Here is a 25,561-nt window from a genome sequence, read left to right on the forward strand (position 1 = left end):
CCCCTTCCTCTCCGTACGCGATCTGCGCGTGCACTTCTCCACCGATGACGGCATGGTCAAGGCCGTCGACGGGCTGTCGTTCGACGTCGAACGGGGCCGCACGCTCGGCATCGTCGGCGAGTCCGGTTCCGGCAAGTCCGTCACCAACCTGACGATCCTCGGCCTGCACCACCCCGACCACACCGAGATCGAGGGGGAGATCCTGCTCGACGGGCAGGACCTGCTCACCGCCTCGGAGCGGGAGCTGGAGCGGCTGCGCGGCAACAAGATGGCCATGATCTTCCAGGACGCACTGGCCTCCCTCTCGCCGTACCACACCATCGGGAAGCAGATCTCCGAGACGTACCGCAAGCACACCGGTGCCTCCAAGCGGGAGAGCCGGGCCCGGGCGATCGCGATGCTCACCAAGGTGGGCATCCCACAGCCCGATCTGCGGGTCGACGACTACCCGCACCAGTTCTCCGGCGGTATGCGCCAGCGCGCGATGATCGCCATGGCGCTGGTCTGCAACCCGGAGCTGCTGATCGCCGACGAGCCGACCACCGCGCTGGACGTCACCGTGCAGGCCCAGATCATCGACCTGCTCAAGGAGCTCCAGCAGGAGACCGGCACCTCGATCATCTTCATCACCCACGACCTCGGCGTCATCGCCGACATCGCGGACGACGTGCTGGTGATGTACGGCGGGCGGTGTGTGGAGCGCGGCACCAAGAAGGAGGTGCTGCGGGCGCCCCAGCACCCTTACACCTGGGGCCTGCTGGGGTCGATGCCGACCCTCGAGGGACCCGTCGACGTACCGCTGTCGCCGATCCCCGGCACCCCTCCGAGCCTCCTCAACCCGCCGACCGGCTGCCGGTTCCACCCGCGGTGCTCGTTCACCGAGCAGGTCGGCGGCGCGCGCTGCGCGACCGACCAGCCGCCGCTGGAGCTGGTGGGCGGACGCGGGGCCGCCTGCCACCTCACCCCGGAGCAGCGCACCCAGTTCTTCGCCGACTTCGCCGCCACCCGGCCCAACTGACGTACAAGAGACGGGACTTCCCCACTATGAGCAGCACCGATCCCCTCCTGGACGTCGCCGGACTCACCAAGCACTTCCCGATCAGGGGCGGGTTCCCGATCCGGCGGACCGTCGGCGCGGTGCAGGCCGTGGACGGACTGGACTTCACGGTCTCCGAGGGCGAGAGCCTGGGCCTGGTCGGCGAGTCCGGCTGCGGCAAGTCCACGACGGGCCGGCTGGTCACCCGGCTGCTGGAGCCGACCGGCGGCAAGATCTCGTACCGCGGGCAGGACATCACCCATGCCTCGCGACGCGAGCTGGCGCCGGTCCGCTCCGAGATCCAGATGATCTTCCAGGACCCGTACGCCTCGCTGAACCCGCGGCAGACCGTCGGCAAGATCGTCGCCGGGCCGATGGAGATCAACGACATCGAACCGGCCGGCGGCCGCGAGGCGCGCGTACGCGAACTGCTGGAGACCGTGGGGCTCAACCCGGAGCACTACAACCGCTTCCCGCACGAGTTCTCCGGCGGTCAGCGCCAGCGCATCGGGGTGGCCCGGGCGCTCGCCCTGGAGCCGAAGCTGATCGTCGCCGACGAGCCGGTCTCGGCGCTGGACGTGTCGATCCAGGCGCAGGTGGTGAACCTGCTGCAGAAGCTGCAGAAGGAACTCGGCATCGCGTTCCTGTTCATCGCGCACGACCTCGCCGTCGTACGTCACTTCTCGCAGCGCGTCGCGGTGATGTATCTCGGCCGGATCGTGGAGATCGCCGACCGGGACGATCTGTACGGCAACCCGCGCCACCCGTACACGAAGGCGCTGCTCTCCGCCGTGCCCGAGGCCACTGCCGACGACGTACCGGTCCGTGAGCGGATCCGGCTGACCGGCGATGTGCCGTCGCCGGTCAACCCGCCGTCGGGCTGCCGGTTCCGCACCCGCTGCTGGAAGGCGACGGACAAGTGCGCGAGCGAGACGCCGCCGCTGGTACGCATCGAGGGCAGCCGGGACGGCCATCTGACGGCCTGCCACCACCCGGAGGACCCCGGCACCGCGCCGGCCGTCCCACGGGCGCGTACGGCCCAGGGCGCGCCCAGCCCGGCGGGGAAGAACACCGAGGACCCCAAGGCCGGGGGCTGACACCCCTGCCCTCGCCCCGGAGACGGCCGGGCGGAGACGGATCCGATCGGTCCGCTCCACCCGGCCCCTTCGGCCCGAGGAACCGAGCACGTCGGCCCATTGACCCGAGCCACCCGCGAGCCCGGTTCCCGGGACATGGGAAAGGCGCCCGGAACCGATCGGTTCCGGGCGCCTTCCTGTTTGTCTGCGCCTTCGAGGAGAACTACGCCGCGTGCACGACGTCCTTCTCCTCAGCGAAGTGGCACGCCGACTCGTGCGCGGCCGGGGTGTCCGAGGACTTGAAGCGCTCGGGGATCGCCAGCAGCGGCACCTCCGTCGCGCACTTGTCCTGGGCCTTCCAGCAGCGGGTGCGGAAGCGGCAACCCGACGGCGGGTTCGCCGGCGACGGGACGTCACCGGTGAGGATGATCCGCTCGCGGCCCTCACGGGCCTCCGGGTCCGGAACCGGGACCGCCGACAGCAGCGCCTGGGTGTAGGGGTGCGTCGGGTGGTCGTAGATCTGCGTGTCCGTACCGATCTCGGCCATCTTGCCGAGGTACATGACGCCGACCCGGTCCGAGATGTGCCGGACGATCGACAGGTCGTGCGCGATGAAGAGGTAGGAGAGGTTGAACTCGTCCTGCAGCTTCTCCATCAGGTTGATGACCTGCGCCTGCACCGACACGTCGAGCGCGGAGACCGGCTCGTCGCAGATGATGATCTCCGGGTTGAGCGCGAGGCCGCGGGCGATGCCGATGCGCTGGCGCTGACCGCCGGAGAACTGGTGCGGATAACGGTTGATGTACTCCGGGTTGAGACCCACGACATCCAGGAGGTCCTGCACCTTGCGGCGCCGGTCGCCCTTGGGGGCCACCTCGGGGTGGATCTCGAAGGTCTCCCCGATGATGTCGCCGACCGTCATACGCGGGTTGAGCGAGGTGTACGGGTCCTGGAACACCATCTGGATGTTCCGGCGTACGGCCTTCAGCGCGCGGCCGGACAGCTTGGTGATGTCCTGGCCCTTGTAGAAGACCTCACCGGCGGTGGCCCGCTCCAGCGTCATCAGGAGCTTGGCGACCGTGGACTTGCCACAGCCGGACTCGCCCACGATGCCGAGCGTCTCACCCTGGTACAGGTCGAACGAGATGCCGTCCACGGCCTTGACCGCACCGACCTGCTTCTTGAACAGGATGCCCTGGGTCAGCGGGAAGTGCTTGACCAGGTTACGGACCTGGAGGATCGGCTCGCCCTGCGACACCGGCGCCTCGATGGCGGCAACGGCCTCCGCCTCGGTGGCCGCGTCGACCGTCTCCACTTCGGTGACGTTCGGGGTGGCGTCCACGGGCTCCTTGTTGATGTCAGCCATGGATCGTCTCCTTCCAGAAGTGGCAGGCGCTGCCGCGGCCGACCAGCTCGGTGCCGTCCTGCTCGGTCACCGGGCGCAGAGCCGGGATGTCCGTACGGCAGATGTCCTGTGCCATCGTGCAGCGGGGGTTGAAGGCACAACCCGAGGGCACGCGGAGCAGGTTGGGCGGCAGACCCTTGATCGCGAAGAGCTCCTGGCCCTTCTGGTCCAGCCGCGGGATCGACTCCAGCAGACCCTTGGTGTACGGGTGTGCCGGGCGCTTGTAGATCTCGTGGACCGGGGAGGTCTCGACGATCCGGCCCGCGTACATCACGGCGATCTTGTCCGCGACGTCGGCGACGACACCGAGGTCGTGGGTGATCAGGATGAGACCCATGTTGTACTCGCGCTGGAGCTCTGCGAGGAGATCCATCACCTGGGCCTGCACGGTCACGTCGAGCGCGGTGGTCGGCTCGTCCGCGATGATCAGGTCCGGCTCCAGGGCCAGCGCCATGGCGATCATGATGCGCTGACGCATACCGCCGGAGAACTGGTGCGGGTAGTCCGAGACCCGGGCCTTGGCGGCCGGAATCTTGACCTGGTCCATCAGGTCGATGGCCTTGGCCTGCGCGTCCTTCTTGGACATGCCCTGGTGGACCCGGAACATCTCGCCGAGCTGGTAGCCGACGGTGAGGACCGGGTTCAGCGAGGAGAGCGCGTCCTGGAAGATCATCGCGATCTTCTGGCCACGGATCTGCCGGCGCTCCTCGTAGGACATCTTCAGCATGTCCTGGCCGCGGAAGAGGATCTCCCCCTGGGGGATCTTGCCCGGCGGCATGTCGAGGATGCCCATGATGGCCTGCGCCGTCACGGACTTGCCGGAGCCGGACTCACCGAGAACGGCGAGCGTCTCCCCTGCGTTCACGCTGTAGTTCACGCCGTTGACGGCCTTGACCACGCCGTCACGGGTGTGGAACTCCACGTGCAGGTCACGGACTTCGAGCAGCGGGCCGACGTGGTCGTCACCCGAGCGCGGGGACGGGACTTCGGCGGTCTTGTCGATGGTAGTCACGTACGCCCTCCTTATCGCGACTTCGGATCGAGGGCGTTGCGGACGGCTTCGCCGAGCATGATGAACGCCAGAACGGTGATGCTGAGCATGATCGACGGGTACAGCAGGATGTGCGGCGCGACGCGGATCTGGCTGGCTCCGGCGGAGATGTCGCCACCCCAGGAGATCGCCGGGTCGGCGAGCCCCAGGCCCAGGTAGGACAGGGTGGCCTCGGCCGAGATGTACACACCCAGCGAGATGGTCGCGACGACGATCACCGGGGCCATGGCGTTCGGCAGGATGTGCTTGAACAGGATCCGGGACGTGCTCGCGCCCAGAGCCCTGGCCGCCTGGACGTAGTCCGCCTGCTTGATGGTGATGACGGCACCGCGCATGACACGCGCGATCTGCGTCCAGCCGAGGAACGCGAGCGCGAGGGTCACGCTCCAGACGGTGCGGTCGGTGAACGCCTGCAGGACCACCATGGCGCCGAGCAGGAAGGGCAGTCCGAGGAAGATGTTGGTGAACCCGGACAGGAGCGCGTCGACCCAGCCGCCGAAGTAGCCGCCCACCATGCCGATCAGGCCACCGAACACGGTCACCAGCAGCGTGACGGAGATACCGACGGTCACCGAGGCCCGGGCGCCGTAAATTACACGCGCGTAGACACTGCGGCCCTGACCGTCGTAACCCAGCCACTCGGCCGAGCCGACCTTGCCGATCTCGGGCTTGCCGAGGAAGTGGTGCGCCAGGTCGCTGAAGGTGGGCGAGGCACTGGTGAACAGCCCCGGGAACGCCGTCATCACGAGCAGGATCACGATGAGGACGGACGAGATGACGAAGTACCAGTTGGTGCGGAGGTCGACCCACGCGTCGCCCCAGAGGCTGCGGGCCTTCTCGGCCTTCACGGCCACCGGCTCCGCCACCGCGGTCTTCGGGTCCTCGGTCGCGGGTGCGGTCTTGATCACGTCAGGCATAACGGATCCTCGGGTCCAGGACCGCGTACAGCAGGTCGACGAGCAGGCTCATGAAGAGGTAGACCAGCACCAGTACGGTGACCAGCCCCACCAGGGTGGTGCCCTCGCGACGGACGATCGACTCGTAGATGGTGCCGCCGATGCCCTTCACGTTGAACAGGCCCTCGGTCACGACCGCGCCGCCCATCAGGGCCCCAAGGTCCGTACCGAGGAAGGTGACGACGGGGATCAGCGAGTTGCGCATCAGGTGCACACCGACGATGCGGCGCTTGGGAAGTCCCTTGGCCACGGCGGTACGCATGTAGTCCGACCGCAGGTTCTCGGCCATCGTCGTACGCGTCAGCCTCGCCACGTAGGCGAGTGAGAGTGATCCCAGCACGACGGCCGGGGCGATCAACTCGTCCCACTTGGCCTCGCCCGACACGTTCGGTTCGATCCAGCCGAGCTGGAACGCGAACACCGACTTGACGATGAAGCCGAGGACGAAGACCGGGATCGAGATGATCAGCAGGGTGAAGACCAGGACCGCGTTGTCCGCGAGGCGGCCTGCACGCAGCCCGGCGACCATGCCGAGGCCGATACCGAGAACGATCTCGATGAGGAACGCCATGGCGGCCAGTCGCAGAGTGACGGGGAACGCGTCACCGAGTACGTCCGTGACCGGACGACCGCTGGCTATCTGATTACCGAAATCAAAATGCAGGACGATGCCTGTCATGTAATTCCAGTACTGCTGCAGGATCGGCTGATCCAGCCCCAGTTGGTGCCGCATGGCGGCCAGGGTGGCAGGGTCAGCACCCTTGTCTCCGAAGAGTCCCCGCACGGGGTCGCCGGGCAGTGTGTAGACCATCAGGAAGATGAGCAGGGTTGTCCCGATGAAGACCGGGATCATCTGGAGCAGTCGTCGTGCGACATAGCGCCCCATGGTGCCTCCATGTAAGTGGCGAGCGGCAGCCGACGGGCCCTCCCCCGTCACCGACCCCCTGTGGGGTCGTCGGTGACGCGAAAGGGCCCCCCGGCCACGGCGTGCAGGCTGGTCCGGAACCGATGTCAGTGTCGGTCCCGCACCGGCCCGCGGACTACGTCGGTGGTTACTTCTTGACCTGAACCTGGGTCAGGACCGGGTCGCCGTCCTGCGCGTACTGGACGTTCTGGACCTTCTCCGAGTAACCGGCGTTGACCTTGTAGTACCAGAGCGGGATGGTCGGCATGTACTTGACCAGGTCCTTCTCGATCTCCTGGTAACCCTTGACCGACTCGTCGAGCGTGGCGGCGGAGTCCGCGGCCGCGATCTTCTTGTCGAGGTCCTTGTTGGAGAAGAAGCCGTTGTTGCCGGCCGCACCCGTACGGAACAGGTCGCTGATGAAGTTCGCGTTCACCGGGTAGTCGAGCACCCAGCCACCGCGGTAGAACGACTTGACCTGCTTGGCGTCACGGGCGTTCAGGTCGGCCTGGAAGTCGGCCTTCGAGTCACCGGCGCACGCGACGCCGGTCGCCTGGGTGATGCTGTTGCAGACAGCCTCGACCCATTCCTTGTGGCCGCCGTCGGCGTTGAACTGGATGTAGATCTTGTTACCCGGAACACCGCCACCCTCCTTGATGAGGGCCTTGGCCTTGGTCGGGTTGTACGTGGTGACGTCACCCGCGACGTTCGGCTGGTAGCCGAGAACACCCTTGGCGACCCAGCCCGTGGCCGGCTCACGGGTGCCCTGGAGCACCGTCTTGGTGATGGTGTCGCGGTCGATCGCCATCGACAGGCCCTGCAGGACCTTCGGGTCGGTGTTCTTCCACTGCTTGGTGTACATGGCGACACCGAGCGTCTGGATCGCGGAGTACGGCTTGTCCACCGCGCGGTCACCGAGGTCGGACCGGTAGACCGGGAGGTCCTTCGGCGCGATCTGGCGCAGCACGTCGACGTTGCCGGACTTCAGGTCCTCGTAGGCGGTCTCGAGGGTGGTGTAGTTCTTGAAGATCACACCACCGTTCTTCGCCTTGTCGGGACCCTTGTAGTCGTCGTAGCGGACGACCTTGATCTGCTTCTTGTGGTCCCAGCTGACGAACTTGTACGCGCCGTTACCGACCGGCTTCTCACCGGCGGCCTTCGGGTCCGCGTAGAAGGACTCGGGCAGCGGCGAGAAGACCGTGTAGCCGAGCTTGTACGAGAAGTACGGCAGCGGGTTGTTGAGCTCGATGGTGAAGGTGTAGTCGTCGACGACCTTCAGACCCGACATGGCGTCGGCCTTCGGCTTGGCCTTCTCGTCCTCGGGGTGGACGTCGGCGAAGCCCTTGATGTCGGCGAACCAGGACGCGTTGGTCTGGGCGTTCTTGATGTTCGCGGCCCAGTTCCACGCCTTGACGTAGGACTCGGCGGTGACCGGCGTTCCGTCGTGGAACTTCCAGTCCTTCTTGAGCTTGACGGTCCAGAGCTTGCTGTCCTTGGTGTCGACAGACTCCGCGTTGACCATCACGAGCTTGCCGGCCGGGTCGTAGTCGACCAGCTGCGAGAAGATCGCGTCGGTGACGATGCTGCCGTTCGACTCCATCGTGTTCGCCGGCTGCAGCGGGTTCTGCGGCTCGCCGACCTCGACGGAGAAGATGCCGTTGGCGTTGACAGCACCCTTGGCGCTGTCGTCGTTGCCCTTGCCGCTGTCGCTACCGCCACCACAGGCGGTCGCAGCCAGGGCGATGAGTGCCGCTCCCGCGACCCACTTGGCGCTCTTGGCACCACGCATGGGTTTCCTCCTCATGAGTCCACTTTTGACTACAAGAAAGGCACTGGCGTGATACACCGACACCCCTGACGGTGATCGTTTCAGTGCCTCGAGTGTGCTCGTGAGTCGGCACTCCCCACAGTGCGTGACCCATTGACCCGAGCTCAATGGAGCCAACTATTAAGTACGCCCGGGCTGTAAACCACACTTAAAGGGTCTCGGTTTGACAACATCGACCGGGCGTGGTTGACCGAAATCCGGACAAAGCGATCCCAGACAGACACCCGCGAAACGGACCGTTAACACATGTTCCGGAGAGCGACGCCCGATATCCGGACACCCCGGGCAGGAAATCGAGTTGACGAAAAGCCCGGGCCCCCACAGTGTCTGCGGGGGCCCGGGCCCGGTGTCAATGGGTCGTGCGAGATCAGCGCTTGGCGCGCGACGCGGCGCGGCCGCGGTCCTTCTGGTCCAGGACGACCTTACGGATACGCACGGTCTCCGGGGTCACCTCGATGCACTCGTCCTCGCGGCAGAACTCCAGGGACTGCTCGAGCGACAGCTTCCGGGCGGGCACCACGTTCTCCGTGGTGTCCGCGGAGGCGGCACGCATGTTGGTGAGCTTCTTCTCCTTCGTGATGTTCACGTCCATGTCGTCGGCGCGGGAGTTCTCGCCGACGATCATGCCCTCGTAGACCTCGGTGCCTGCCTCGGTGAAGATGACACCGCGCTCCTGCAGGTTGACCATCGCGAACGGGGTCACCGAACCGGCACGGTCCGCGACCAGCGAACCGTTGTGACGGGTGCGCAGCTCGCCGAACCACGGCTCGTGGCCCTCGAAGATGGAGTGCGCGATGCCCGTACCGCGGGTCTGCGTCAGGAACTCCGTACGGAAACCGATCAGGCCGCGGGAGGGAACGATCCACTCCATGCGGACCCAGCCCGAACCGTGGTTCGTCATCGTCTCCATGCGGCCCTTGCGGGTCGCCATCAGCTGCGTGATCGCACCGAGGTGCTCCTCGGGGGAGTCGATCGTCATGCGCTCGATCGGCTCGTGGGTCTTGCCGTCGACCTGCTTGGTGACGACCTCCGGCTTGCCGACCGTGAGCTCGAAGCCCTCACGGCGCATCTGCTCGACGAGGATGGCCAGCGCGAGCTCACCACGACCCTGGACCTCCCAGGCGTCGGGGCGCTCGGTGTCCAGGACGCGGAGCGAGACGTTACCGATCAGCTCGCGGTCGAGGCGGTCCTTCACCTGGCGGGCAGTGACCTTGTGGCCCTTGCCGCCCTTGCCGACGAGCGGCGAGGTGTTCGTACCGATGGTCATCGAGATGGCCGGCTCGTCGACCGTGATCAGCGGCAGCGCGATCGGGTTCTCGGGGTCGGCCAGCGTCTCGCCGATCATGATGTCCGGGATACCGGCGATCGCGCAGATGTCGCCCGGGCCCGCCTTCTCGGCCGGCTTGCGGGTGAGCGCCTCGGTCATCATGAGCTCGGTGATGCGGACATTGGACATCGTGCCGTCACGCTTGATCCAGGTGACGGTCTGGCCCTTGCGCAGCTCGCCCTGCTCGACGCGGCAGAGCGCGATACGGCCGAGGAAGTTGTCGGCGTCCAGGTTGGTGACGTGGGCCTGCAGCGGCGCCTCGTCGTCGTACTCCGGAGCCGGGACGTGCGACAGGATCGTGTTGAAGAACGGCTCCAGGTTCTCGCTGTCGGCCGGGACGGTGCCGTCCTCGGGCTTGGTCAGCGAGGCGACGCCGTCACGGGCGCAGGCGTAGACGATCGGGAACTCGATCTGGTCCTCGTCCGCGTCCAGGTCCAGGAACAGGTCGTACGTCTCGTCGACGACCTCGGCGATCCGGGAGTCGGGGCGGTCCGTCTTGTTGATGCAGAGGATGACCGGCATCTTCGCGGCGAGCGCCTTGCGCAGCACGAAGCGGGTCTGCGGGAGCGGGCCCTCGGAAGCGTCGACGAGCAGCACGACCGCGTCCACCATCGACAGACCGCGCTCGACCTCGCCGCCGAAGTCGGCGTGGCCGGGGGTGTCGATGATGTTGATCGTGATCGGGTCCCCGCCGTCCTTGGGGTGATACTTCACCGCCGTGTTCTTGGCGAGGATCGTGATGCCCTTCTCACGCTCCAGGTCGTTCGAGTCCATCATGCGGTCGTCGAGGTGCTCGGCGGCGTGCGCCGCGAAGGCGCCGGCCTGCTTGAGCATGGCATCGACCAGCGTGGTCTTGCCGTGGTCGACGTGGGCGACGATGGCTACGTTACGGATGTCGTGGCGCGTGGGCATGGGTGGCTTGCGCTTCTCTCGGATCGTGGGATCAGGCGTCTTGGTCGGTCTCAAGTCCTGGTACGCCCGCCGGGCGGACGCGCCACGGCTACCCCCCATGGTACGGGGCTGGCGCCGTAGCGGCTTCCCGGGCAGGTGTTACCGGTGACATGAGAGGCGCGCCGCTTCGCGGGCCGCTGCCGATGCCTGCTTGGGCAGCGGCGTTCCACACGTGATGTCTCCGCCCCCCGAAGAGGTCCAGTTCACCACGTGCCCGACGGTCTGCTGCCGCTGCTCGCCACGACCGCAGGAATGGCGGAAATCGGTCTCGATCAGCTGTACCGAGCTGAACTCCACAAGGTCACCGGCAGCGCCGCTGAATTCGCCGCCGGCGTTGTCGACCGGCGCGTACTCCCCCGGTTCGCCCAGCCCAGACGTCTCGTCCCCCTTCTCCGCCAGACCGAGGTGGACGGCGAGCGCGAGCAGCACGGCGTCGTCGTCCTGCGGGGTCCCGCCGGTCCCTGTGGTCCGTACGGACGCCATGTCCGTACGGAGGCGGCGCATCGGCTCGGTGAACTCGGCGGTCCTGGCGCCGTCGAAATGCTGGGGCTCGGTGACCCCGTTGAGCACCCACCGACGCTGGGTGCCAAACCACGTGTACGTGCCACCTTTGCATGGGCGGGGCCGTGATTCCGTGACGGGAACGTTGCCCTTGCCGGTCCTGGCCGCCGTCGGCTGACTCTCCGGCCGCGGCTTCTCGCGGGTGGTTCCTTCACTCGACGCACAGGCGCTCACGCCCGTCGCCATGACGGCAGCGGCAGCTACGGCCGCCAGTGTCCTCTTCATGTTTCCGCCCCCGTGGTCATGTCTTCCGGTGAATTTCACCGGTGGTCATGGCCATGGTCCCCGGGGCGGGGCGGACGGACTCGGGACTTGAGCAGCTTCAGAGGTGGGGCTCCGAAGCTGCGGGGCTCTGAGGTGCGGGCTGGGAGTTGGGGCTCCGGGGTGGGGGGCTCTCAGAGGTGGGGGGATGGAGCGGCTACCCGGGTCAACAGGTGCTCATGACCTTGCCCGCCGGGGCCTCGGCGGGCAAGGGACTTGAGCCAGTTCTGAGCTTCAGTTGAGGTTCTGACCTGCTACTTCTTACGATTCGCGGGGGAACCGGCCGCTTGCGGCTTCTTGAAACCGATGTCCTGGTAGTGAGGCACTCCGAAGCCGAAGGCACCCACGTTCACGAGCTTCGTGTCGGTGGCCACCAGCTGCGGTCGCTGATAGAGCGGAATCGATCCTGCGGCGGCCCAGATGCGGGCGTCGGCCTGCTTCAGCAGATCCTGGGCGGCACCCTCGTCGAGCTCGGAGAGCGCCTCGTCGAAGAGCTGGTCGATGTGGTCCGTACCGACACGGGTGTAGTTCTGCTCGACGAGCAGCGAGCCGTCGGTGGCGGGCACCGGCTTGGCGAAGATGGGCCGGTCGTCGGTGGCCGGGTAGGCGGTGGCGGGCCAGGAGTACAGCGCCAGGTCGTAGGCGCCCGAGGCGACGTGGTCCTTGAAGTAACCGGCGTCCGCCACCTTGATGATCTCCGTGCCGATACCGATCGAATCGAGCATGGTCGAAATCTTCTCCCCGACGGCCCGCAGAGACTCCGAGCCGGGGCCGGACGGCAGGACGAAACGCAGGGTCAGCGGCTTGCCGTCCTTGCCCAGCGTGCCGCGGACGGAGTCGGCGGCCTTGGCCGGAGCCTGCGGGGCCGCGGTGCCCATCGGGGCATAGGCGCCGACGGCGCCGCCCGGCCCGCGGTTCTGTCCGTCGGCCTTGCCGCGGACGCTCTCGGCGGTGCTGGTGTCGGCGACGGCACGGGCGGTCGTGAAGGCGTCGGCCTGGCGCAGCAGGGCGGCGCTCTGGACGGCGGCGGCCGGTGCCGGGGCGAGGACATGGCCGGGGCTGGTGTCCTCGTCCTCGCGTGGCTTGTTGTCGTCGCCGGGCTTGTCGTCGCTCTTGTCGGCCTTCGGGGCCTTGTCGCCCGGTTCCGCCTTGCCGTGCTCGCCTCCCTTCACCTTCTCGCCCTTGCTGCCCGCCTTCGTACCGTCGGACTTCTTCAGCGCGCCGCCCAGCGTCCACCCGGCGTCGGCCAGCAGCGCCTGCGCCTTCTTGGTGTCCTGCTCGCCGAGTGCGCCGCTGTTGTCCTCGTATCCGGGCTGCCCGGCCAGCGCCAGGTGGCTGCCGAGCGGCGCGGCGGGCAGACCGAGCGGCCCCAGCACGATGTCGACGAGCTCCTGACGGTTGAGGGCGCGGGCCACCGCGCGACGTACCCGCTCGTCGGCGAGCGGCCCGGACTCACCGTTCAGCGCAAGCTGCGTGTAGGCGGGCTCCAGCGACTTGCGCACGACGTAGTCGCGCAGCCCGTCCTGCTCGGTGGCGTACACCTCCGCGGCTTTCCGGGTCTTCTCCCGGCTCGCCCGGGCGGCCGCCGCGGCCTTCTCGTCGGAGCCGTGCGCCAGGGCCCAGGAGCGCAGCGCGGCGGCCGGGCCGATCTCGGAGCCCGGGCCGTGGGTGAGCGGCTGGCCGTTCCCTCCCTTGTCGCGCCCCGCGGCCACGATCCGGTGTGCCGCCGTGGCGTCGATGTCGGCGATGTCGACCTTGCCGTCGACCAGCGCCTGGACCCGGTCCTGCGGCTTGACCGCCCGGAAGACCAGCGAGTCGAGCTTGGCCGGGCTGCCCCACCAGTTCGGGTTGCGGGTCAGGGTGACGGTGCCCGTGCCCTTCTTCACGCTGCTCAGCCGGAACGGTCCTGAAGTGGCGGCGAGCGTGGTGCGTGCTCGGTCGTTGAAGGCGGCCGGGGAGCTGGTGACCTGCTTCGGGTACAGCGGGGAGAAGAGGGAGCGCCAGTCCCCGTACGGCTTGGCGAAGGTGACCCGGACCTCCAGGTCGGTCTTGCCGCGCTCGATCCGCTCGATCCGGTCGTAGCCGGCGTTGCGGGCGGTCCAGAACGCCGAGTCCTTGCCACTCAGCGCGCGCCACTGGGCGACGAAGTCGGGGGCCCCGATTTCCCGTCCGTCGCTCCAGACCGCCTGCTGGTTGAGCCGGTAGAGCACGACCTGCTTGGGCTCGCGCTCGATGACCTTCGCCGATTCCAGGTAGTCGGGGTTCATGCGGGGGGTGCCCTTGGTGTCCAGCGGGAAGAGCGTCGGCAGCAGGGCCCCGGTGATGCGCGTGGTCGTGGCGTCGGCGTCCGCCTGGAAGGCGTTGAAGGTGGCGGGCATCGCGTCGATCGCCCAGTTGACCGTGCCTCCGTCGGCGACCGCATCCCGGCCGGCGGCGGCGACATCCTGTGGCACCACGATGGCGACGCTGGTCACCCTGTCCGAACTGGTGCACCCGGCCGACGCGGGGATCGTGAGCACACCCGTCGCAAGGAGCGCGAACGCGCGGCGCTTTCGGACCGTCCCGCGCGGGACGCCGACGTGGGACATGGCTGATACCTCCGGGGCCGGCCCGGCCCACCCGCACACGGATGGGCCGGATTGCGCTTTTAGTGGCATTTGCAGTTGATCACACTGATTCCGCTCATCCACTGAAGGTGTTCACGCGCGAGAGTCGGCGCCGACACGGCGCACCGGCCCCGAACCTCACCCGGGCGGCGGAGCGACCGATCAAGACGGAACGGCCCGCTCTCTTCCCAAAGGGGATGTGACGCGCGACACTCGCATGCGCATGAGCATTGCCACCCGCGACCGCGGAGGTGAGAGCAAGTCATGTCATTGCACGACGAGTTGACAGCTGTTCAGCACTGTCTCGACGACCTGGCCCGCACCGTCGGACGGCTGGAGCGGAGCCTTGCGCAGTTGCGCATGGCCGAAGCCGGTCCGCGGCCTCCCGGAGCCGCCGGTGGCACCGACCCCGCCGACAGCGCCGCCACGGTCACCGACGTCATCACGATCACCGAGGCGCCGTACGACGCCACCCTGTGGACGGACTCGGACGACGAGGGTCTGGGCGTCCGCGGCAGGCACGCCCCCTAGGAGAGTTCCTTGGCCACCGGAACGGAACCAAGTGCGGAACCAGGTACGGAACCACCACGACCGAAGGGGCCGGCCCGGCGCGGCGCACGCGTCCGGCCGTCCGGTGTGCACGGCGCCTCGCGGGCCGCCATCGCCGCCCGGCATCTGCGGACCGACCGCTGGTGGCTGGCGCCCGCGGTGACCGCGGGCGGGCTCCTGGCCTTCATCGTCTACTCGACGTGGCGGGCCTTCTCGAACGCGGACTACTACGCCGCCCCCTATGTGTCGCCGTTCTACTCGCCCTGCCTGGCGGAGAACTGCGCCCCCATGCGGCACGGCCCGAACTGGGAGATCTTCGGCAGCTGGTGGGGCCTCTCCCCCGCCCTGCTGATCCTGATCTTCCCGCTCGGCTTCCGGCTGACCTGCTACTACTACCGCAAGGCCTACTACCGGGGTTTCTGGGCCTCGCCCCCGGCCTGCGCGGTCGCCGAGCCGCACACGACGTACACCGGCGAGACCCGCTTCCCGCTGATCATGCAGAACATCCACCGGTACTTCTTCTACGCCGCACTGCCGGTCGCCGGGATCCTCACGTACGACACCGTGCTCTCCTTCCGTGACGAGCACTACGCCTGGGGTCACATGGGCCTCGGCTCCCTGATCTTCCTGGTCAACATCGTGCTGATCTGGGCGTACACCCTGTCCTGCCACTCCTGCCGGCACATCATCGGCGGCCGGCTTCGGCACTTCTCCAAGCACCCCGTGCGCTACCGGCTGTGGGGCTGGGTGGGCCTGCTCAACGCCCGCCACATGCTGCTGGCCTGGTCCTCCCTGATCAGCGTGGCGCTCGCCGACTTCTACGTGTATCTCGTCGCCTCCGGCGCCTTCGACGATCCGAGGTTTTTCTGAATGACAGAGCTCGAACGGCAGCAGTGGGACGTCGTCGTGGTCGGTGCCGGAGGCGCCGGGCTGCGCGCCGCCATCGAGGCGCGGGAGCGCGGCGCCCGTACCGCAGTGATCTGCAAATCGCTCTTCGGCAAGGCACACACCGTCATGGCGGAGGGCGGGATCGCCGCCTCCATGGGCAACGTGAACTCCGGGGACAACTGGCAGGTGCACTTCCGCGACACCATGCGCGGCGGGAAGTTCCTCAACCAGTGGCGGATGGCGGAGCTGCACGCCAAGGAGGCACCGGACCGGGTCTGGGAGCTGGAGACCTGGGGTGCGCTCTTCGACCGTACGCCGGACGGAAAGATCTCCCAGCGCAACTTCGGCGGCCACGAGTACCCGCGGCTCGCACACGTCGGGGACCGTACCGGCCTCGAACTGATCCGCACCCTCCAGCAGAAGATCGTCTCGCTGCAGCAGGAGGACTACCGCGAACACGGTGACTACGAAGCCCGGTTGAAGGTCTTCCAGGAGTGCACCGTCACCCGGGTGCTGAAGGACGGCGAGAGGGTCAGCGGGACCTTCTGCTACGAGCGGGAGTCCGGTCGCTTCTTCGTCCTCGAAGCCCCCGCGGTCGTCCTCGCCACCGGCGGCATCGGCAAGTCCTTCAAGGTGACGTCGAACTCCTGGGAGTACACCGGCGACGGCCACGCCCTCGCGCTGCTGGCGGGCGCACCCCTGCTGAACATGGAGTTCGTGCAGTTCCACCCGACCGGCATGGTCTGGCCCCCGTCGGTGAAGGGCATCCTCGTCACGGAGTCGGTGCGCGGTGACGGCGGCGTGCTGCGCAACTCCGAGGGCAAGCGGTTCATGTTCGACTACGTCCCCGACGTGTTCAAGGAGAAGTACGCGCAGTCGGAGGAGGAGGGCGACCGCTGGTACGAGGACCCGGACCACAACCGCCGCCCGCCCGAGCTGCTGCCGCGCGACGAGGTCGCCCGCGCCATCAACTCGGAGGTGAAGGCGGGCCGCGGCTCTCCGCACGGCGGAGTGTTCCTGGATGTGTCGACCCGGATGCCCGCAGAGACGATCCGGCGGCGGCTGCCCTCGATGTACCACCAGTTCAAGGAGCTGGCGGATGTCGACATCACGACGGAGGCGATGGAGGTCGGCCCGACCTGCCACTACGTGATGGGCGGGATCGCCGTCGACTCGGACACCGCGGCGGCCGTGGCCGTGCCCGGTCTCTTCGCCGCGGGCGAGGTCGCGGGCGGCATGCACGGCTCCAACCGGCTCGGCGGGAACTCCCTCTCCGACCTGCTGGTCTTCGGCCGGCGGGCCGGGCTGCACGCCGCCGGGTACGCGGCCGGACTGTCCGCCGCCCCCGAGGTGGACGACCAGCAGATCGACGAGGCAGCGGCGGAGGCTCTGCGTCCGTTCAGCGCCGAGGGCCTGGAGGACGGGGCGACGGCAGAGAATCCGTACACCCTCCACCAGGAACTCCAGCAGACGATGAACGATCTGGTCGGCATCATCCGGCGGGCACCCGAGATGGAACAGGCCCTGGAGAAGCTGGCCGCCCTGCGGGTACGGGCACACCGCGCCGGCGTCGAGGGGCACCGGCAGTTCAACCCCGGCTGGCACCTCTCGCTGGACCTGCGGAACATGTTGCTGGTCAGCGAGTGCATCGCCCGGGCGGCCCTGGAGCGCACGGAGAGCCGCGGCGGTCACACCCGCGAGGACTGTCCGACGATGGAGCGCTCCTGGCGGCCGGCCAATCTGCTGTGCCGGCTGGCCGACGACGCCGCCGTGAAACCGGGCGGTCAGATCGAACTCGTACGGAAGACGACCGAACCCATCCGCCCGGATCTGCTCTCCCTCTTCGAGAAGGAGGAGCTGGTCAAGTACCTCGCCGAAGAGGAGCTGTACGAGTGAGCAGCTACGACGCACGGTTCAGGGTGTGGCGCGGGGACCCCGACGGCGGCGGCCTGGAGGACTTCACGGTCGAGGTGAACGACGGGGAGGTGGTCCTCGACATCATCCACCGGATCCAGGCCACCCAGGCGGGCGATCTGGCGGTGCGCTGGAACTGCAAGGCGGGCAAGTGCGGTTCGTGCAGCGCTGAGATCAACGGACGGCCGCGGCTGATGTGCATGACCCGCATGTCGGTGTTCGGCCGGGAGGAGACGATCACCGTCACTCCGCTGCGGGCGTTCCCGGTGGTCCGCGATCTGGTGACGGACGTGACGTTCAACTACACCAAGGCGCGGGAAGTGCCCGCCTTCGTACCGCCGGAAGGGGTGAAGGCGGGCGACTACCGGATGCAGCAGGTCGATGTGGACCGCTCGCAGGAGTTCCGCAAGTGCATCGAGTGCTTCCTGTGTCAGGACACCTGCCATGTGGTCCGCGACCACGAGGAGAACAAGACGGCGTTCGCCGGACCGCGCTTCCTGATGCGGGTGGCCGAGCTGGACATGCACCCCCTGGACGCCGCTGCCGAGTCGGGACTCGACCGGAAGGCGACGGCGCAGGAGGAGCACGGGCTGGGCTACTGCAACATCACCAAGTGCTGTACGGAAGTGTGTCCCGAGCACATCAAGATCACGGACAATGCGCTGATCCCGCTGAAGGAGCGGGCGGTGGACCGCAAGTACGACCCACTGGTGTGGCTGGGGAACAAGATCAGCCGACGCCGGGAGACTCCGTGACCGGGCTCGGGCCGAGCCCGGCCGGCACGACGGGCCTCAGCCGAGCAGCTTGACGATCGCCTCGGTGGTGTCCGTCTCGCCGAGCCGCGGGAAGATCCTCTCGATGCTGTTGTCGTGGGCGCCGCCGACCATGTCGGTGACCGCGTCCGTGACGACGGTGACGTTGTAGCCGTGCTCGTTCGCGGCGCGGGCGGTGGACTCCACGCCGATGCTGGTGGCGATGCCCGTCACCACGACCTGCGTGACACCGCGGCGGCGCAGCTGAAGGTCGAGGTCGGTGCCGTAGAAGGCGCCCCACTGCTGCTTGGTGACCACGATGTCGCCGTCGCGCGGGCCCAGCTCGGGGACGATGTCGGCCCAGTCGGCAGCCGGCTGCCCGGAGCGCGGGGCGCCCTCGGTACGACCGGGGGCGCCGCCGGTGACACGGACCAGAACGACCGGGAGACCCTTGGCGCGGAACGCGTCGGCGAGGGTCGCGGAGTTCGCGATGATGTCGGCGGCAGGGTGGGCGGTGGGCAGGGCGACGATGCCCTTCTGAAGATCGACGACGACCAGGGCGGTCTTCGGGTCCAGGGTGGTGGCGGTCATGATGGCGCTCCTCTGAGGGCGATGGGTGGTGCCTGTGGTGGTCAGGTGCGGGTGCGCAGGGCGCGGTCGGTGACGGTCAGGACGATCAGCAGCAGGCCGAGTACGACGGAGACCGCTGCCATGAGATGGAGCCCGCTGTCGCTCGCCGACCGACCGTAGGCGAGGGCGATCAGGCTGGACGCGGTGATGGCCCCGATGTACTGGGCGGTGCGCTGGAGTCCGGCGGCGGACCCGATGCTCTCGGGCGGTGCGTACGCCTGGACGGCGGCCTGGTTGCTCGTACCGATCAGCCCCTGCGGGATGCCGAAGCAGGCTCCGGCGAGCAGCAGCAGGGCGAGCGGCGTGGAACCGGAGAGGAACACCAGTACCCCGGAGCCGACGGTGAGCAGCACACAGGCCAGCGCGAGAGGGCCGCGGATGCCCTTCGTCCGGGCTCCGAGCAGCGAGCAGACCAGTGCGGCGAGCGACATCGGCAGCATCAGCAGTCCGGTGCGGCCGGAGGAGTAGCCACGCACCTCTTCCAACCACTGCGTGAATCCGTACATCACGCAGTAGATCAACAGATAGCTCAGTCCGTGCCGCAGATACGTGCGGGCGAGCGCTGCGTTGCTCGCGAGCATCCGCAGGTCGATGAAGGGCCGTGGGCGGCGCCGCTGCCACCACACCAGCACACCGGTCAGCGCGGCGAAGGGCGCGAGCAGCCACCACATCGGGTGGGCGAGATCGAGCAGGAAGAAGACCAGCACGGTCAGGGCGGTGGAGAAGAGGCCGATGCCGAGCGGATCCAGGTCGACCCGGGGCGTACGGCCGTCGGCTCCACGCGTGCGCGGCGGATCCGCCGGGATCCAGAGCAGCGCGGAGCCGAACGCGATGAGCGCGACGGGCACATTGACGGCGAAGATGCCCCGCCAGCCGACGACCATGACGAGCAGCCCGCCGAGCGTGGGCCCGACGGCGGCGCTGCCGAGCGCGGCGAAGGAGAGCCGGGCCAGGACGGGACGTGGGGTGGCGCGGCCGATCCGCCGGGACTCGTCGCGCAGCACGGCCATGGCGGCCGGGTAGGCGGCCGACGTACCGATGCCGAGCAGCAGCCGGGATGCGATCAGCCAGCCGAAACTCGGCGCGAACGTCCCGACGAGCCCGGAGGCGACCACGACGACCAGACCGGCGAGGAAGACGCGACGGGGGCCGAGGGCGTCGGCGAGCTTGCCGAGAACGGGCTGGGCGACGGCGCTGGCGAGGTAGAGGACCGAGATGAGCCAGGCGGTGTCGGCGGCACCGATGCCGAAGGTGTGGGCGATCGCCACCAGGGCGGTGGAGATCATGGTGGTGTTGAGCGGGTTGAGCAGGGAGCCGAGGAGCAGCGGCGCGGTGAGGCGCGTGCTGAAGGGGCCGGTGGCTGCGGGGCGGCCGGAGGAAGTGGCCGGGGGACGGCCGACGGCGGAGCCGCCCGCCGCTTCCGGGGCCGGCCGGTCGCTTGTCGCTCGGACCTTCACTTTCACCGCGTCCGCCTCCGCCGCCGGTCTCGGCTCCGGGGCGGTCACCGCTCGACCAGGCGGTCCAGGAGAGCCGTGGCCTCGGCGACGGTGCGGCGCTCGGCCCCGTCGAGCTCGGCGGCGATCGCTTCGGCGAGCCAGTTGTGCTTGGCGGCCCGGACCGCGCCGAGCGTGGTGCGGCCGACGTCCGTGATGGACATGACCGACTTCCGGCCATCGGCAGGATCCGGCGCCCGTTCGACGAGACCCTGGCTCTCCAGCGCCCCGAGGGTCAGCCGCATGGACTGGGGCCGTACGTACTCGGCGCGGGCCAGCGCGGCCGTGGTGGCCGGACCCTCCTGGCCGAGACGGGAGAGTACCGAGCGCTGGGTCGGGGTGAGCAGGCTGTCCGACGATGTGGTGCGCAGCCGGCGCAGCAGCCGGCTGACGACGGACGCCAGCTGCGTTGCGACCTGCTCGGCGCTGGGCTCGCCGCCCGGCTCGGCGGTGGTTTCGGACAATGACTCCCGCATGGGTCCACCATAAAAGATGCACAGGCCATCTTGCAAGGTTGCCTGTCTATTTTTCCCTTGGCCTTGCTCGCGGCGCGGCGTGCGATCTAGGGTGAATGCGCTTTCAAAATGTGCAGGTACGGAAGAAGAAGCGGACGGGTCGGTTCGGGTGAGTGCCCCAACGGTGTACGACGTCGCAGAGCGGTCGGGCGTCTCGATTGCGACGGTCTCGCGGGTCTACCGCAACCCCGACTCCGTGCGTGCCCAGACCCGCGAGCGGGTCCTCGACGCGGCCCGTGAGCTCGGATACGTACCCAGCGGGAACGCACGGGGCCTGGCCAGCCGGACCACCGGGGTGCTCGGGCTCTGCTTCCCCGACTACGCCGACCCGGACGCCGAGGCCGACGCGGAGGCCGACAGCGACGCCGACGACGCGGTGATGCTCTACTCCGACCAGATCATCCGCGGCATGGAACGCGCGGCACGGCGACACGGGTACGCGCTGTTGATCGCCGCATCACTGGAGGGCGGGCCCGAGAGCCTTGTCGCGAAGGTGGCGGGCCGGGTCGACGGCTTCGCGGTGCTGGCGCAGACCGTGCCGACCGAGGACCTGGAAGTGATCTCGCGCCGACTCCCGGTGGTGATGCTCGCCGGGCCGCGCGAGATCGACCACCTCGACCACATCGTCGTGGCCAACGCCGACGGCGAACGCGAACTGGCCCGCCATCTGATCGAGGACCACGGGCTGCGCAGACTCGCCTTCATCGGTGGCGAGGTGGCGTCACCGGACGCCGAGGCACGGTTCCGCGGCTTCCAGGAGGCCTGCCGCGACGCCGGACTCCCGGTACCGGACGCACCGGACATGCGGGCCGAGATGATGACGCAGGCCGAAGGCGCCCGGACGGCGGAAGCGATGCTCGACCGGTACGCGGACCTGGGTGACACCGAACGCCCGCAGGCCATGCTGTTCGCCAATGACCAGATGGCGGTGGGCGCACTGCGCGCGCTGGAACGGCGCGGGGTGCGGGTGCCCGAGGACCTCGCCGTGACCGGGTTCGACGGGATCCCGCTGAGCCGTATCGTGCGGCCGCCGCTGACGACCGTACGGCAGCCGATCCGGCAGCTGGGCGAGCAGGCGGTGGAACTGCTCGTGCAGCGCCTGGGCGACCGGGAACGCGAGCCGGTATCCCTGATGCTGCCGGTGTCCCTGGCCCGCCGGGCGAGCTGCGGCTGCGGCTGCGACTGAGCCCGCCGAACGGGCCGCGACTGCTACCCACCCCGGACCCGCCGCGAAACCCGGCCCGCCCGGCGCGTGGCGCCGAGCCGACCCGGCAGTTGTGCATACGTGGACGCGCAAGCCCGGCCTGACCGGCCCGACTCTCCCTCCCGACACCTTCCAGGGCCTGTCGTTCGGATCAGGCCGGATCAAGGAGCGCGGTCCGGCGGGTGCGGCTGCAAGGCGGAGGAAGGAGCCCACGCGGAGCGAATGGGGTCTCTCTGCCCGAGCGAAGCCGAGGCCTCGGGGAAGTCCGACGACAACGCGGCAGATGTGCGCACCAGGACCCACGAGCCCAGCATGATGATCCGAACGAGAGACCCAAACTAAGGGCTGTCCCGCAATCCCTGACGGGCGCAGGATGACGGCTACGGCACCTCGCTGCGCTGTCGGAACGCCCCAATACGTCCAGTATGAGGACGCCCCTCCGCCTTGCGATGCACCGCATCCGACGACGCGCGCCGATCCACCAGGGATTACGGGACAGCCCTTAGCCCAGATACGTCCGGAAGAACCGCTCCCGGTTCTCCCGCAGCCGCGCCAGCTCCCCGGCAAGCCCCTCGTGCTCGAAATGCCCCGCGCTCAACACCTGCAGTTCACGCGGTCCGGCGAGCGCGTTGTGTACGGCGAACTGGCCGGGTGGAGGCACCGAGGGATCGAACAGCGCTGCCGCCACCAGCGTCGGCAACTCCAGCTGCGCGGCGGCCGTCGCAGCGTCGAAGTAACGCAGCACTTCGGTGACTTCGGGATGCTCCCGGTGATACGCGCGCAACGACTCACCGCTGCCGACGCACCGCAGCGTGAGCCGCAACGGCTGGTTGCCGAACGTGGGCACCGTCAGCTGCGCGGCGCCGAACCGGTCGTCCCACGGCAGGGCCAGCGCGCCGAGCCCGCCTCCGAAACTCTCCCCGAGATAGCCGAGCCGGGGAGCCTCCGGACCACCCCCGGGGGCCAGCTCGGGAACGAGTTCGTGCAGCGCCGACGCGGCACACCACAGATCCGACACGCAGTCGCCGATGACGTACGTGTCACGCGACTCGATGCCGTGACGGACATGCGCGTCGGCCGCGTCGGGGATGCCCGTCCGCAGCCCGCGGCTGCCCATGCCGCGCACGCAGGGCAGGATCGCGGCGGACCGGGGCAGGGGCAGCGGCAGATCGGGCCCTGGCTCCTGCCGGCCCCCGTACCCGTGGCCGATGACGAATCCGTGCTCCGCGGCGCCGTCGGCGGGCAGAGCGAGCCAGCCGCCGAGCCGGACCCCGCCCACGGAGGTGAACGTCACACCGTGGACGCGCAGTCCGTCCCGCTCGTCCTCCAGCGCGCCGATCTCCGGCTCCGTGGCGACCTTGCGGGCCTCCTCGTGGCGGGCTCGCCAGAAGACCGCGAAATCGTCCGGGGCGGCGGGCGCGGGGACGCTCAGGAGCTCGTCCTCCGTGTACCCGTAGGACGGATCGAACGGGAAATCATGCGCAAACGAAGACATGATCACGACAATATCGCCCCCCACTCGGCGGCGCGGCGCCCATACGAAACGCGGCTATGCCGCCAACACCGATCGCACGTACACCACGGACGGCGCTCCGCTGCCGCCCGCGTCGGCCTTCACCAACGGTGTGGTCACCCCGCACGCCTCGTTCCTCGCCCTGCCGTACGCACCGGGCGAGGCGGTCGCCAACCTGCGTGCGCTCGACCGTGACTTCGGGGCGTACCACGAAGGCCTCGGCTTCCGGGACTCCGTCAATGTCCGCACCGGACGGGTCAGTGACTACATGCTCGCCCTCGACCAGGGCATGATCGCCGCGGCACTGGCTCAGGCGATCCGCCCCGGGGCTGCTCCAACGGCCCTTCCGGACGGGTGGGTTCCGGTCGAAGGTGCGTTCGCTGCTCGCCAAGGAGCAGTTCTCCATCTGACCCGCGGCGGCGTGAGGCAAGGGCCGTTCCGGGGTCAGTTCCATCCCTCCCGGTACGCCGCCCAGTCGCCGTCCCGCGCCGCGAAGTCGACATAGAGCGCGACTCCGAACCGCTCCCGGCCGCGGTCCGTGCGCGCCAGACCCAGTCTGGTGCCGCGGACCGCGGCCGGAACCGTCTCCGCCGCCTCATGGTGTCCGAGGTCGTCCTCGTGGAAGAACGGCAGTCCCATCAGGAGATCGGTTCCCGGGGGCGTCACCTCCAGGGCGAGGGCGGTCTGCTCGGCGACGTAACCGCCGTACATACCCTCCAGAGGCATCCAGGTGTCGTACGACATGACGGCGATCTGGTCGACGCGCCGTGCCACCTGCCCGAAGAACTTCTGCGACCACCACTTGGGACTGCCGCTGAGCGTGCCCACGACACTGTGCGCGGCGGGCAGCGGGTCGATCTGGTGAGCGGCGACGGAGAGTGGGGCCCTGCGGGCCTTCGTGAGGGCGTGCAGGTCGTCTAGGAGCGAGAGGTAGTGCCGGTCGCCGGAGTGCAGGGGTTCGAGGTCGAAGTGGACACCGTCGAAACCGGCATCGAGGATCTGCCGCGCGGAGCCGACCACGGCGGCGCGGGACGCGCCCCGTTCCAGGCGCAGACCAGCAGGTCCCTCCGTGGCGAGTACGTCCCCGAGCCAGGCCTGCACCCGGATGCCGGGCAGGGTGCGATGCACGGCATCGAGCAGCCACCGCGCCTTCGGGTAGCCGGTCGCGGGCAGTGTGCCGTTGTGCTCCAGAGGTCCCGCATGGACGTAAAGGTCCTTGATCCCCGTCCCGCGGATCCGATCGGCGAACGCGGACAGGTCCCTGTCGTTCTTGCGTCCGTCGACCCAGGCGTGCCCGAGCCAGATTGCATCACGGCCGCGGGTACGGGTGCCGTCGCCCGGGTCGCCGGAGTAGTTGAGCCGCAGGGCGACACCCGCGGCGAGCAGCGGAACCACGATCACCAGGACGAGTCCCAGCGCGATCCGCCGCGGCCAGGTCCGCCACAACCGGCTCCAGCGGAACCGGGCTGCCCGGTTCCGCACAGCGCCGGCCATGCCCTTCATATGCGAACGCACTCCGCTCACCCCCTGTTTGTCGGTGTGCCGTGGCAGTATGACCGGCATGATGTCCTACTGCCGAAAGGCCGATGCCGCGTAAGCGGCCCGGCGCGCTGCGCGCCGCCGAGCAGACGACGCCCGGACGGCTGTCCGAACCGGACAGAGTCCATCGCCTCTCCCTCGCCACCAGCGCCGCGATCCGTCGCGTGGAGCGTGAGAGCGATCTGTACGAGATCTTCCCGGGGGTCACGGCAGCGGCCCTGACACGCTGCTGCTCCTTCTTCCGCCTCCCCGGCCGCACGCTGTACCCCAGCCTCGCCGACTGCCCCTGCCGTGGCTGCTCGCTCGACGACGTGACCCATGCCCGGGATGTGCTGGGCGACATCCTGGCCGCGCTTGCACCACGGCCGCAGGCCGAGCTGGGACGCCGCATCTCCCGGATCGACGCGCAGCTGCTGCGCCGGACCCTGCCCGATCCGCACGCGCCCGGTCATCCGTGGCGGCGTGAGGCGTGGTGGCGGATGCGTCTGTACGACGGGGTCGTCGATCCCCCACGGCGCCTGCGGTAGGAACGGCGGCGGGGCCGGCCTCGTCACGGCTCCCCGGGGATCGCCGGGTCGCGGGTGACTGAGGGTGGACATAGC

The 25,561-nt window shown here is 68.8% G+C and carries 21 protein-coding genes and 1 pseudogene; 9 read left to right on the forward strand and 13 right to left on the reverse strand.

Going from position 1 to position 25,561, the window contains the following annotated elements:
• Positions 1 to 52 precede the first annotated feature (52 nt).
• On the forward strand, positions 53 to 1,018 hold the full coding sequence (locus tag ACFYP5_RS02055; RefSeq protein WP_389030687.1) for an ABC transporter ATP-binding protein: 966 nt from the start codon (positions 53 to 55) through the stop codon (positions 1,016 to 1,018).
• Positions 1,019 to 1,044: 26 nt separating this feature from the next.
• Positions 1,045 to 2,133: an ABC transporter ATP-binding protein gene (locus ACFYP5_RS02060; protein ID WP_389029308.1), complete on the forward strand. Its 1,089-nt coding sequence runs from the start codon at positions 1,045 to 1,047 to the stop codon at positions 2,131 to 2,133.
• Between the two features lie 202 nt (positions 2,134 to 2,335).
• Here the strand turns inward: ACFYP5_RS02060 and ACFYP5_RS02065 are convergent, their stop codons facing one another.
• The 8 genes from ACFYP5_RS02065 to ACFYP5_RS02100 all read right to left on the reverse strand — a co-directional run bounded on the left by ACFYP5_RS02065 (position 2,336) and on the right by ACFYP5_RS02100 (position 13,944).
• Entirely contained in the window at positions 2,336 to 3,478 is a 1,143-nt protein-coding gene (locus ACFYP5_RS02065) for an ABC transporter ATP-binding protein (protein ID WP_030915225.1), read from the reverse strand.
• Entirely contained in the window at positions 3,471 to 4,529 is a 1,059-nt protein-coding gene (locus ACFYP5_RS02070) for an ABC transporter ATP-binding protein (protein WP_376517371.1), read from the reverse strand. The genes ACFYP5_RS02065 and ACFYP5_RS02070 overlap by 8 nt, the downstream gene beginning before the upstream one ends.
• Positions 4,530 to 4,540: 11 nt before the next feature.
• Complete coding sequence (locus tag ACFYP5_RS02075) at positions 4,541 to 5,485, reverse strand: ABC transporter permease (RefSeq protein ID WP_389029313.1); 945 nt, start codon at positions 5,483 to 5,485, stop codon at positions 4,541 to 4,543.
• Positions 5,478 to 6,410 (reverse strand): ABC transporter permease, encoded by a 933-nt coding sequence (locus tag ACFYP5_RS02080; protein WP_389029316.1) that lies wholly within the window; start codon positions 6,408 to 6,410, stop codon positions 5,478 to 5,480. Before ACFYP5_RS02080 ends, ACFYP5_RS02075 begins: the two co-directional genes overlap by 8 nt.
• 166 nt (positions 6,411 to 6,576) lie before the next feature.
• Positions 6,577 to 8,217, reverse strand: a complete 1,641-nt coding sequence (locus ACFYP5_RS02085) for an ABC transporter substrate-binding protein (RefSeq protein WP_389029319.1) — start codon at positions 8,215 to 8,217, stop codon at positions 6,577 to 6,579.
• Between the two features lie 406 nt (positions 8,218 to 8,623).
• A complete protein-coding gene (gene typA / locus ACFYP5_RS02090; protein WP_389029322.1) occupies positions 8,624 to 10,495 on the reverse strand; it encodes a translational GTPase TypA in 1,872 nt (623 codons plus the stop codon).
• 138 nt (positions 10,496 to 10,633) lie between these two features.
• On the reverse strand, positions 10,634 to 11,104 hold the full coding sequence (locus tag ACFYP5_RS02095) for a hypothetical protein (protein ID WP_389029325.1): 471 nt from the start codon (positions 11,102 to 11,104) through the stop codon (positions 10,634 to 10,636).
• Between the two features lie 506 nt (positions 11,105 to 11,610).
• Positions 11,611 to 13,944: an ABC transporter family substrate-binding protein gene (locus ACFYP5_RS02100; protein WP_389029328.1), complete on the reverse strand. Its 2,334-nt coding sequence runs from the start codon at positions 13,942 to 13,944 to the stop codon at positions 11,611 to 11,613.
• Between the two features lie 282 nt (positions 13,945 to 14,226).
• On the opposite strand from ACFYP5_RS02100, the gene ACFYP5_RS02105 reads away from it, so the two are divergent.
• Genes ACFYP5_RS02105 through ACFYP5_RS02120 form a run of 4 tightly spaced genes read left to right on the forward strand, consistent with a single transcriptional unit; the run spans position 14,227 to position 18,068 of the window.
• Complete coding sequence (locus ACFYP5_RS02105; RefSeq protein ID WP_389029330.1) at positions 14,227 to 14,493, forward strand: hypothetical protein; 267 nt, start codon at positions 14,227 to 14,229, stop codon at positions 14,491 to 14,493.
• A 9-nt stretch (positions 14,494 to 14,502) separates the two neighbouring features.
• Positions 14,503 to 15,381 carry a hypothetical protein gene (locus tag ACFYP5_RS02110; protein ID WP_389029333.1) on the forward strand — a complete coding sequence of 293 codons (879 nt, stop codon included), beginning with the start codon at positions 14,503 to 14,505 and terminating at the stop codon, positions 15,379 to 15,381.
• A complete protein-coding gene (locus ACFYP5_RS02115) occupies positions 15,382 to 17,295 on the forward strand; it encodes a fumarate reductase/succinate dehydrogenase flavoprotein subunit (RefSeq protein ID WP_389029336.1) in 1,914 nt (637 codons plus the stop codon).
• Entirely contained in the window at positions 17,292 to 18,068 is a 777-nt protein-coding gene (locus tag ACFYP5_RS02120; protein WP_389029339.1) for a succinate dehydrogenase/fumarate reductase iron-sulfur subunit, read from the forward strand. Before ACFYP5_RS02115 ends, ACFYP5_RS02120 begins: the two co-directional genes overlap by 4 nt.
• 36 nt (positions 18,069 to 18,104) lie before the next feature.
• Here the strand turns inward: ACFYP5_RS02120 and ACFYP5_RS02125 are convergent, their stop codons facing one another.
• The 3 genes from ACFYP5_RS02125 to ACFYP5_RS02135 are packed head-to-tail and all read right to left on the reverse strand — an operon-like array spanning position 18,105 to position 20,664.
• On the reverse strand, positions 18,105 to 18,656 hold the full coding sequence (locus ACFYP5_RS02125; RefSeq protein ID WP_389029342.1) for an isochorismatase family protein: 552 nt from the start codon (positions 18,654 to 18,656) through the stop codon (positions 18,105 to 18,107).
• A 41-nt stretch (positions 18,657 to 18,697) separates the two neighbouring features.
• A complete protein-coding gene (locus ACFYP5_RS02130) occupies positions 18,698 to 20,158 on the reverse strand; it encodes an MFS transporter (protein WP_389029345.1) in 1,461 nt (486 codons plus the stop codon).
• 38 nt (positions 20,159 to 20,196) lie between these two features.
• The gene (locus ACFYP5_RS02135; protein ID WP_389029347.1) at positions 20,197 to 20,664 is read right to left on the reverse strand and encodes a MarR family winged helix-turn-helix transcriptional regulator; all 468 of its coding nucleotides are present in this window, start codon (positions 20,662 to 20,664) and stop codon (positions 20,197 to 20,199) included.
• A 148-nt stretch (positions 20,665 to 20,812) separates the two neighbouring features.
• Here ACFYP5_RS02135 and ACFYP5_RS02140 point away from each other — a divergent pair, with 148 nt between their 5' ends.
• Positions 20,813 to 21,889, forward strand: a complete 1,077-nt coding sequence (locus ACFYP5_RS02140; RefSeq protein ID WP_389029350.1) for a LacI family DNA-binding transcriptional regulator — start codon at positions 20,813 to 20,815, stop codon at positions 21,887 to 21,889.
• A gap of 520 nt (positions 21,890 to 22,409) precedes the next feature.
• Here the strand turns inward: ACFYP5_RS02140 and ACFYP5_RS02145 are convergent.
• Entirely contained in the window at positions 22,410 to 23,402 is a 993-nt protein-coding gene (locus tag ACFYP5_RS02145) for an acetylxylan esterase (RefSeq protein ID WP_389029353.1), read from the reverse strand.
• A gap of 52 nt (positions 23,403 to 23,454) precedes the next feature.
• On the opposite strand from ACFYP5_RS02145, the pseudogene ACFYP5_RS02150 reads away from it, so the two are divergent.
• Positions 23,455 to 23,830, forward strand: a pseudogene (locus ACFYP5_RS02150) (glucoamylase family protein); the annotation flags it as partial.
• 34 nt (positions 23,831 to 23,864) lie between these two features.
• Here ACFYP5_RS02150 and ACFYP5_RS02155 read toward each other — a convergent pair.
• The gene (locus ACFYP5_RS02155; RefSeq protein WP_389030690.1) at positions 23,865 to 24,914 is read right to left on the reverse strand and encodes a glycoside hydrolase family 18 protein; all 1,050 of its coding nucleotides are present in this window, start codon (positions 24,912 to 24,914) and stop codon (positions 23,865 to 23,867) included.
• A 92-nt stretch (positions 24,915 to 25,006) separates the two neighbouring features.
• On the opposite strand from ACFYP5_RS02155, the gene ACFYP5_RS02160 reads away from it, so the two are divergent.
• Positions 25,007 to 25,486, forward strand: a complete 480-nt coding sequence (locus tag ACFYP5_RS02160; protein WP_389029356.1) for a hypothetical protein — start codon at positions 25,007 to 25,009, stop codon at positions 25,484 to 25,486.
• Positions 25,487 to 25,561 lie beyond the last annotated feature (75 nt).

It is taken from the genome of Streptomyces sp. NPDC005262 (assembly GCF_042872425.1).
GTDB lineage: Bacteria > Actinomycetota > Actinomycetes > Streptomycetales > Streptomycetaceae > Streptomyces.

Bases quoted from the DNA above. Each gene is read 5' to 3' on its own strand.
- ACFYP5_RS02065 (WP_030915225.1), bottom strand. From the start codon at position 3,478: ATGGCTGACATCAACAAGGAGCCCGTGGACGCCACCCCGAACGTCACC.
- ACFYP5_RS02075 (WP_389029313.1), bottom strand. From the start codon at position 5,485: ATGCCTGACGTGATCAAGACCGCACCCGCGACCGAGGACCCGAAGACC.
- ACFYP5_RS02105 (WP_389029330.1), top strand. From the start codon at position 14,227: ATGTCATTGCACGACGAGTTGACAGCTGTTCAGCACTGTCTCGACGAC.
- ACFYP5_RS02055 (WP_389030687.1), top strand. From the start codon at position 53: ATGGTCAAGGCCGTCGACGGGCTGTCGTTCGACGTCGAACGGGGCCGC.
- ACFYP5_RS02100 (WP_389029328.1), bottom strand. From the start codon at position 13,944: ATGTCCCACGTCGGCGTCCCGCGCGGGACGGTCCGAAAGCGCCGCGCG.
- ACFYP5_RS02155 (WP_389030690.1), bottom strand. From the start codon at position 24,914: ATGGCCGGCGCTGTGCGGAACCGGGCAGCCCGGTTCCGCTGGAGCCGG.
- ACFYP5_RS02115 (WP_389029336.1), top strand. From the start codon at position 15,382: ATGACAGAGCTCGAACGGCAGCAGTGGGACGTCGTCGTGGTCGGTGCC.
- ACFYP5_RS02145 (WP_389029353.1), bottom strand. From the start codon at position 23,402: ATGTCTTCGTTTGCGCATGATTTCCCGTTCGATCCGTCCTACGGGTAC.
- ACFYP5_RS02135 (WP_389029347.1), bottom strand. From the start codon at position 20,664: ATGCGGGAGTCATTGTCCGAAACCACCGCCGAGCCGGGCGGCGAGCCC.
- ACFYP5_RS02125 (WP_389029342.1), bottom strand. From the start codon at position 18,656: ATGACCGCCACCACCCTGGACCCGAAGACCGCCCTGGTCGTCGTCGAT.
- ACFYP5_RS02060 (WP_389029308.1), top strand. From the start codon at position 1,045: ATGAGCAGCACCGATCCCCTCCTGGACGTCGCCGGACTCACCAAGCAC.
- ACFYP5_RS02160 (WP_389029356.1), top strand. From the start codon at position 25,007: ATGCCGCGTAAGCGGCCCGGCGCGCTGCGCGCCGCCGAGCAGACGACG.
- ACFYP5_RS02080 (WP_389029316.1), bottom strand. From the start codon at position 6,410: ATGGGGCGCTATGTCGCACGACGACTGCTCCAGATGATCCCGGTCTTC.
- ACFYP5_RS02085 (WP_389029319.1), bottom strand. From the start codon at position 8,217: ATGCGTGGTGCCAAGAGCGCCAAGTGGGTCGCGGGAGCGGCACTCATC.
- typA (WP_389029322.1), bottom strand. From the start codon at position 10,495: ATGCCCACGCGCCACGACATCCGTAACGTAGCCATCGTCGCCCACGTC.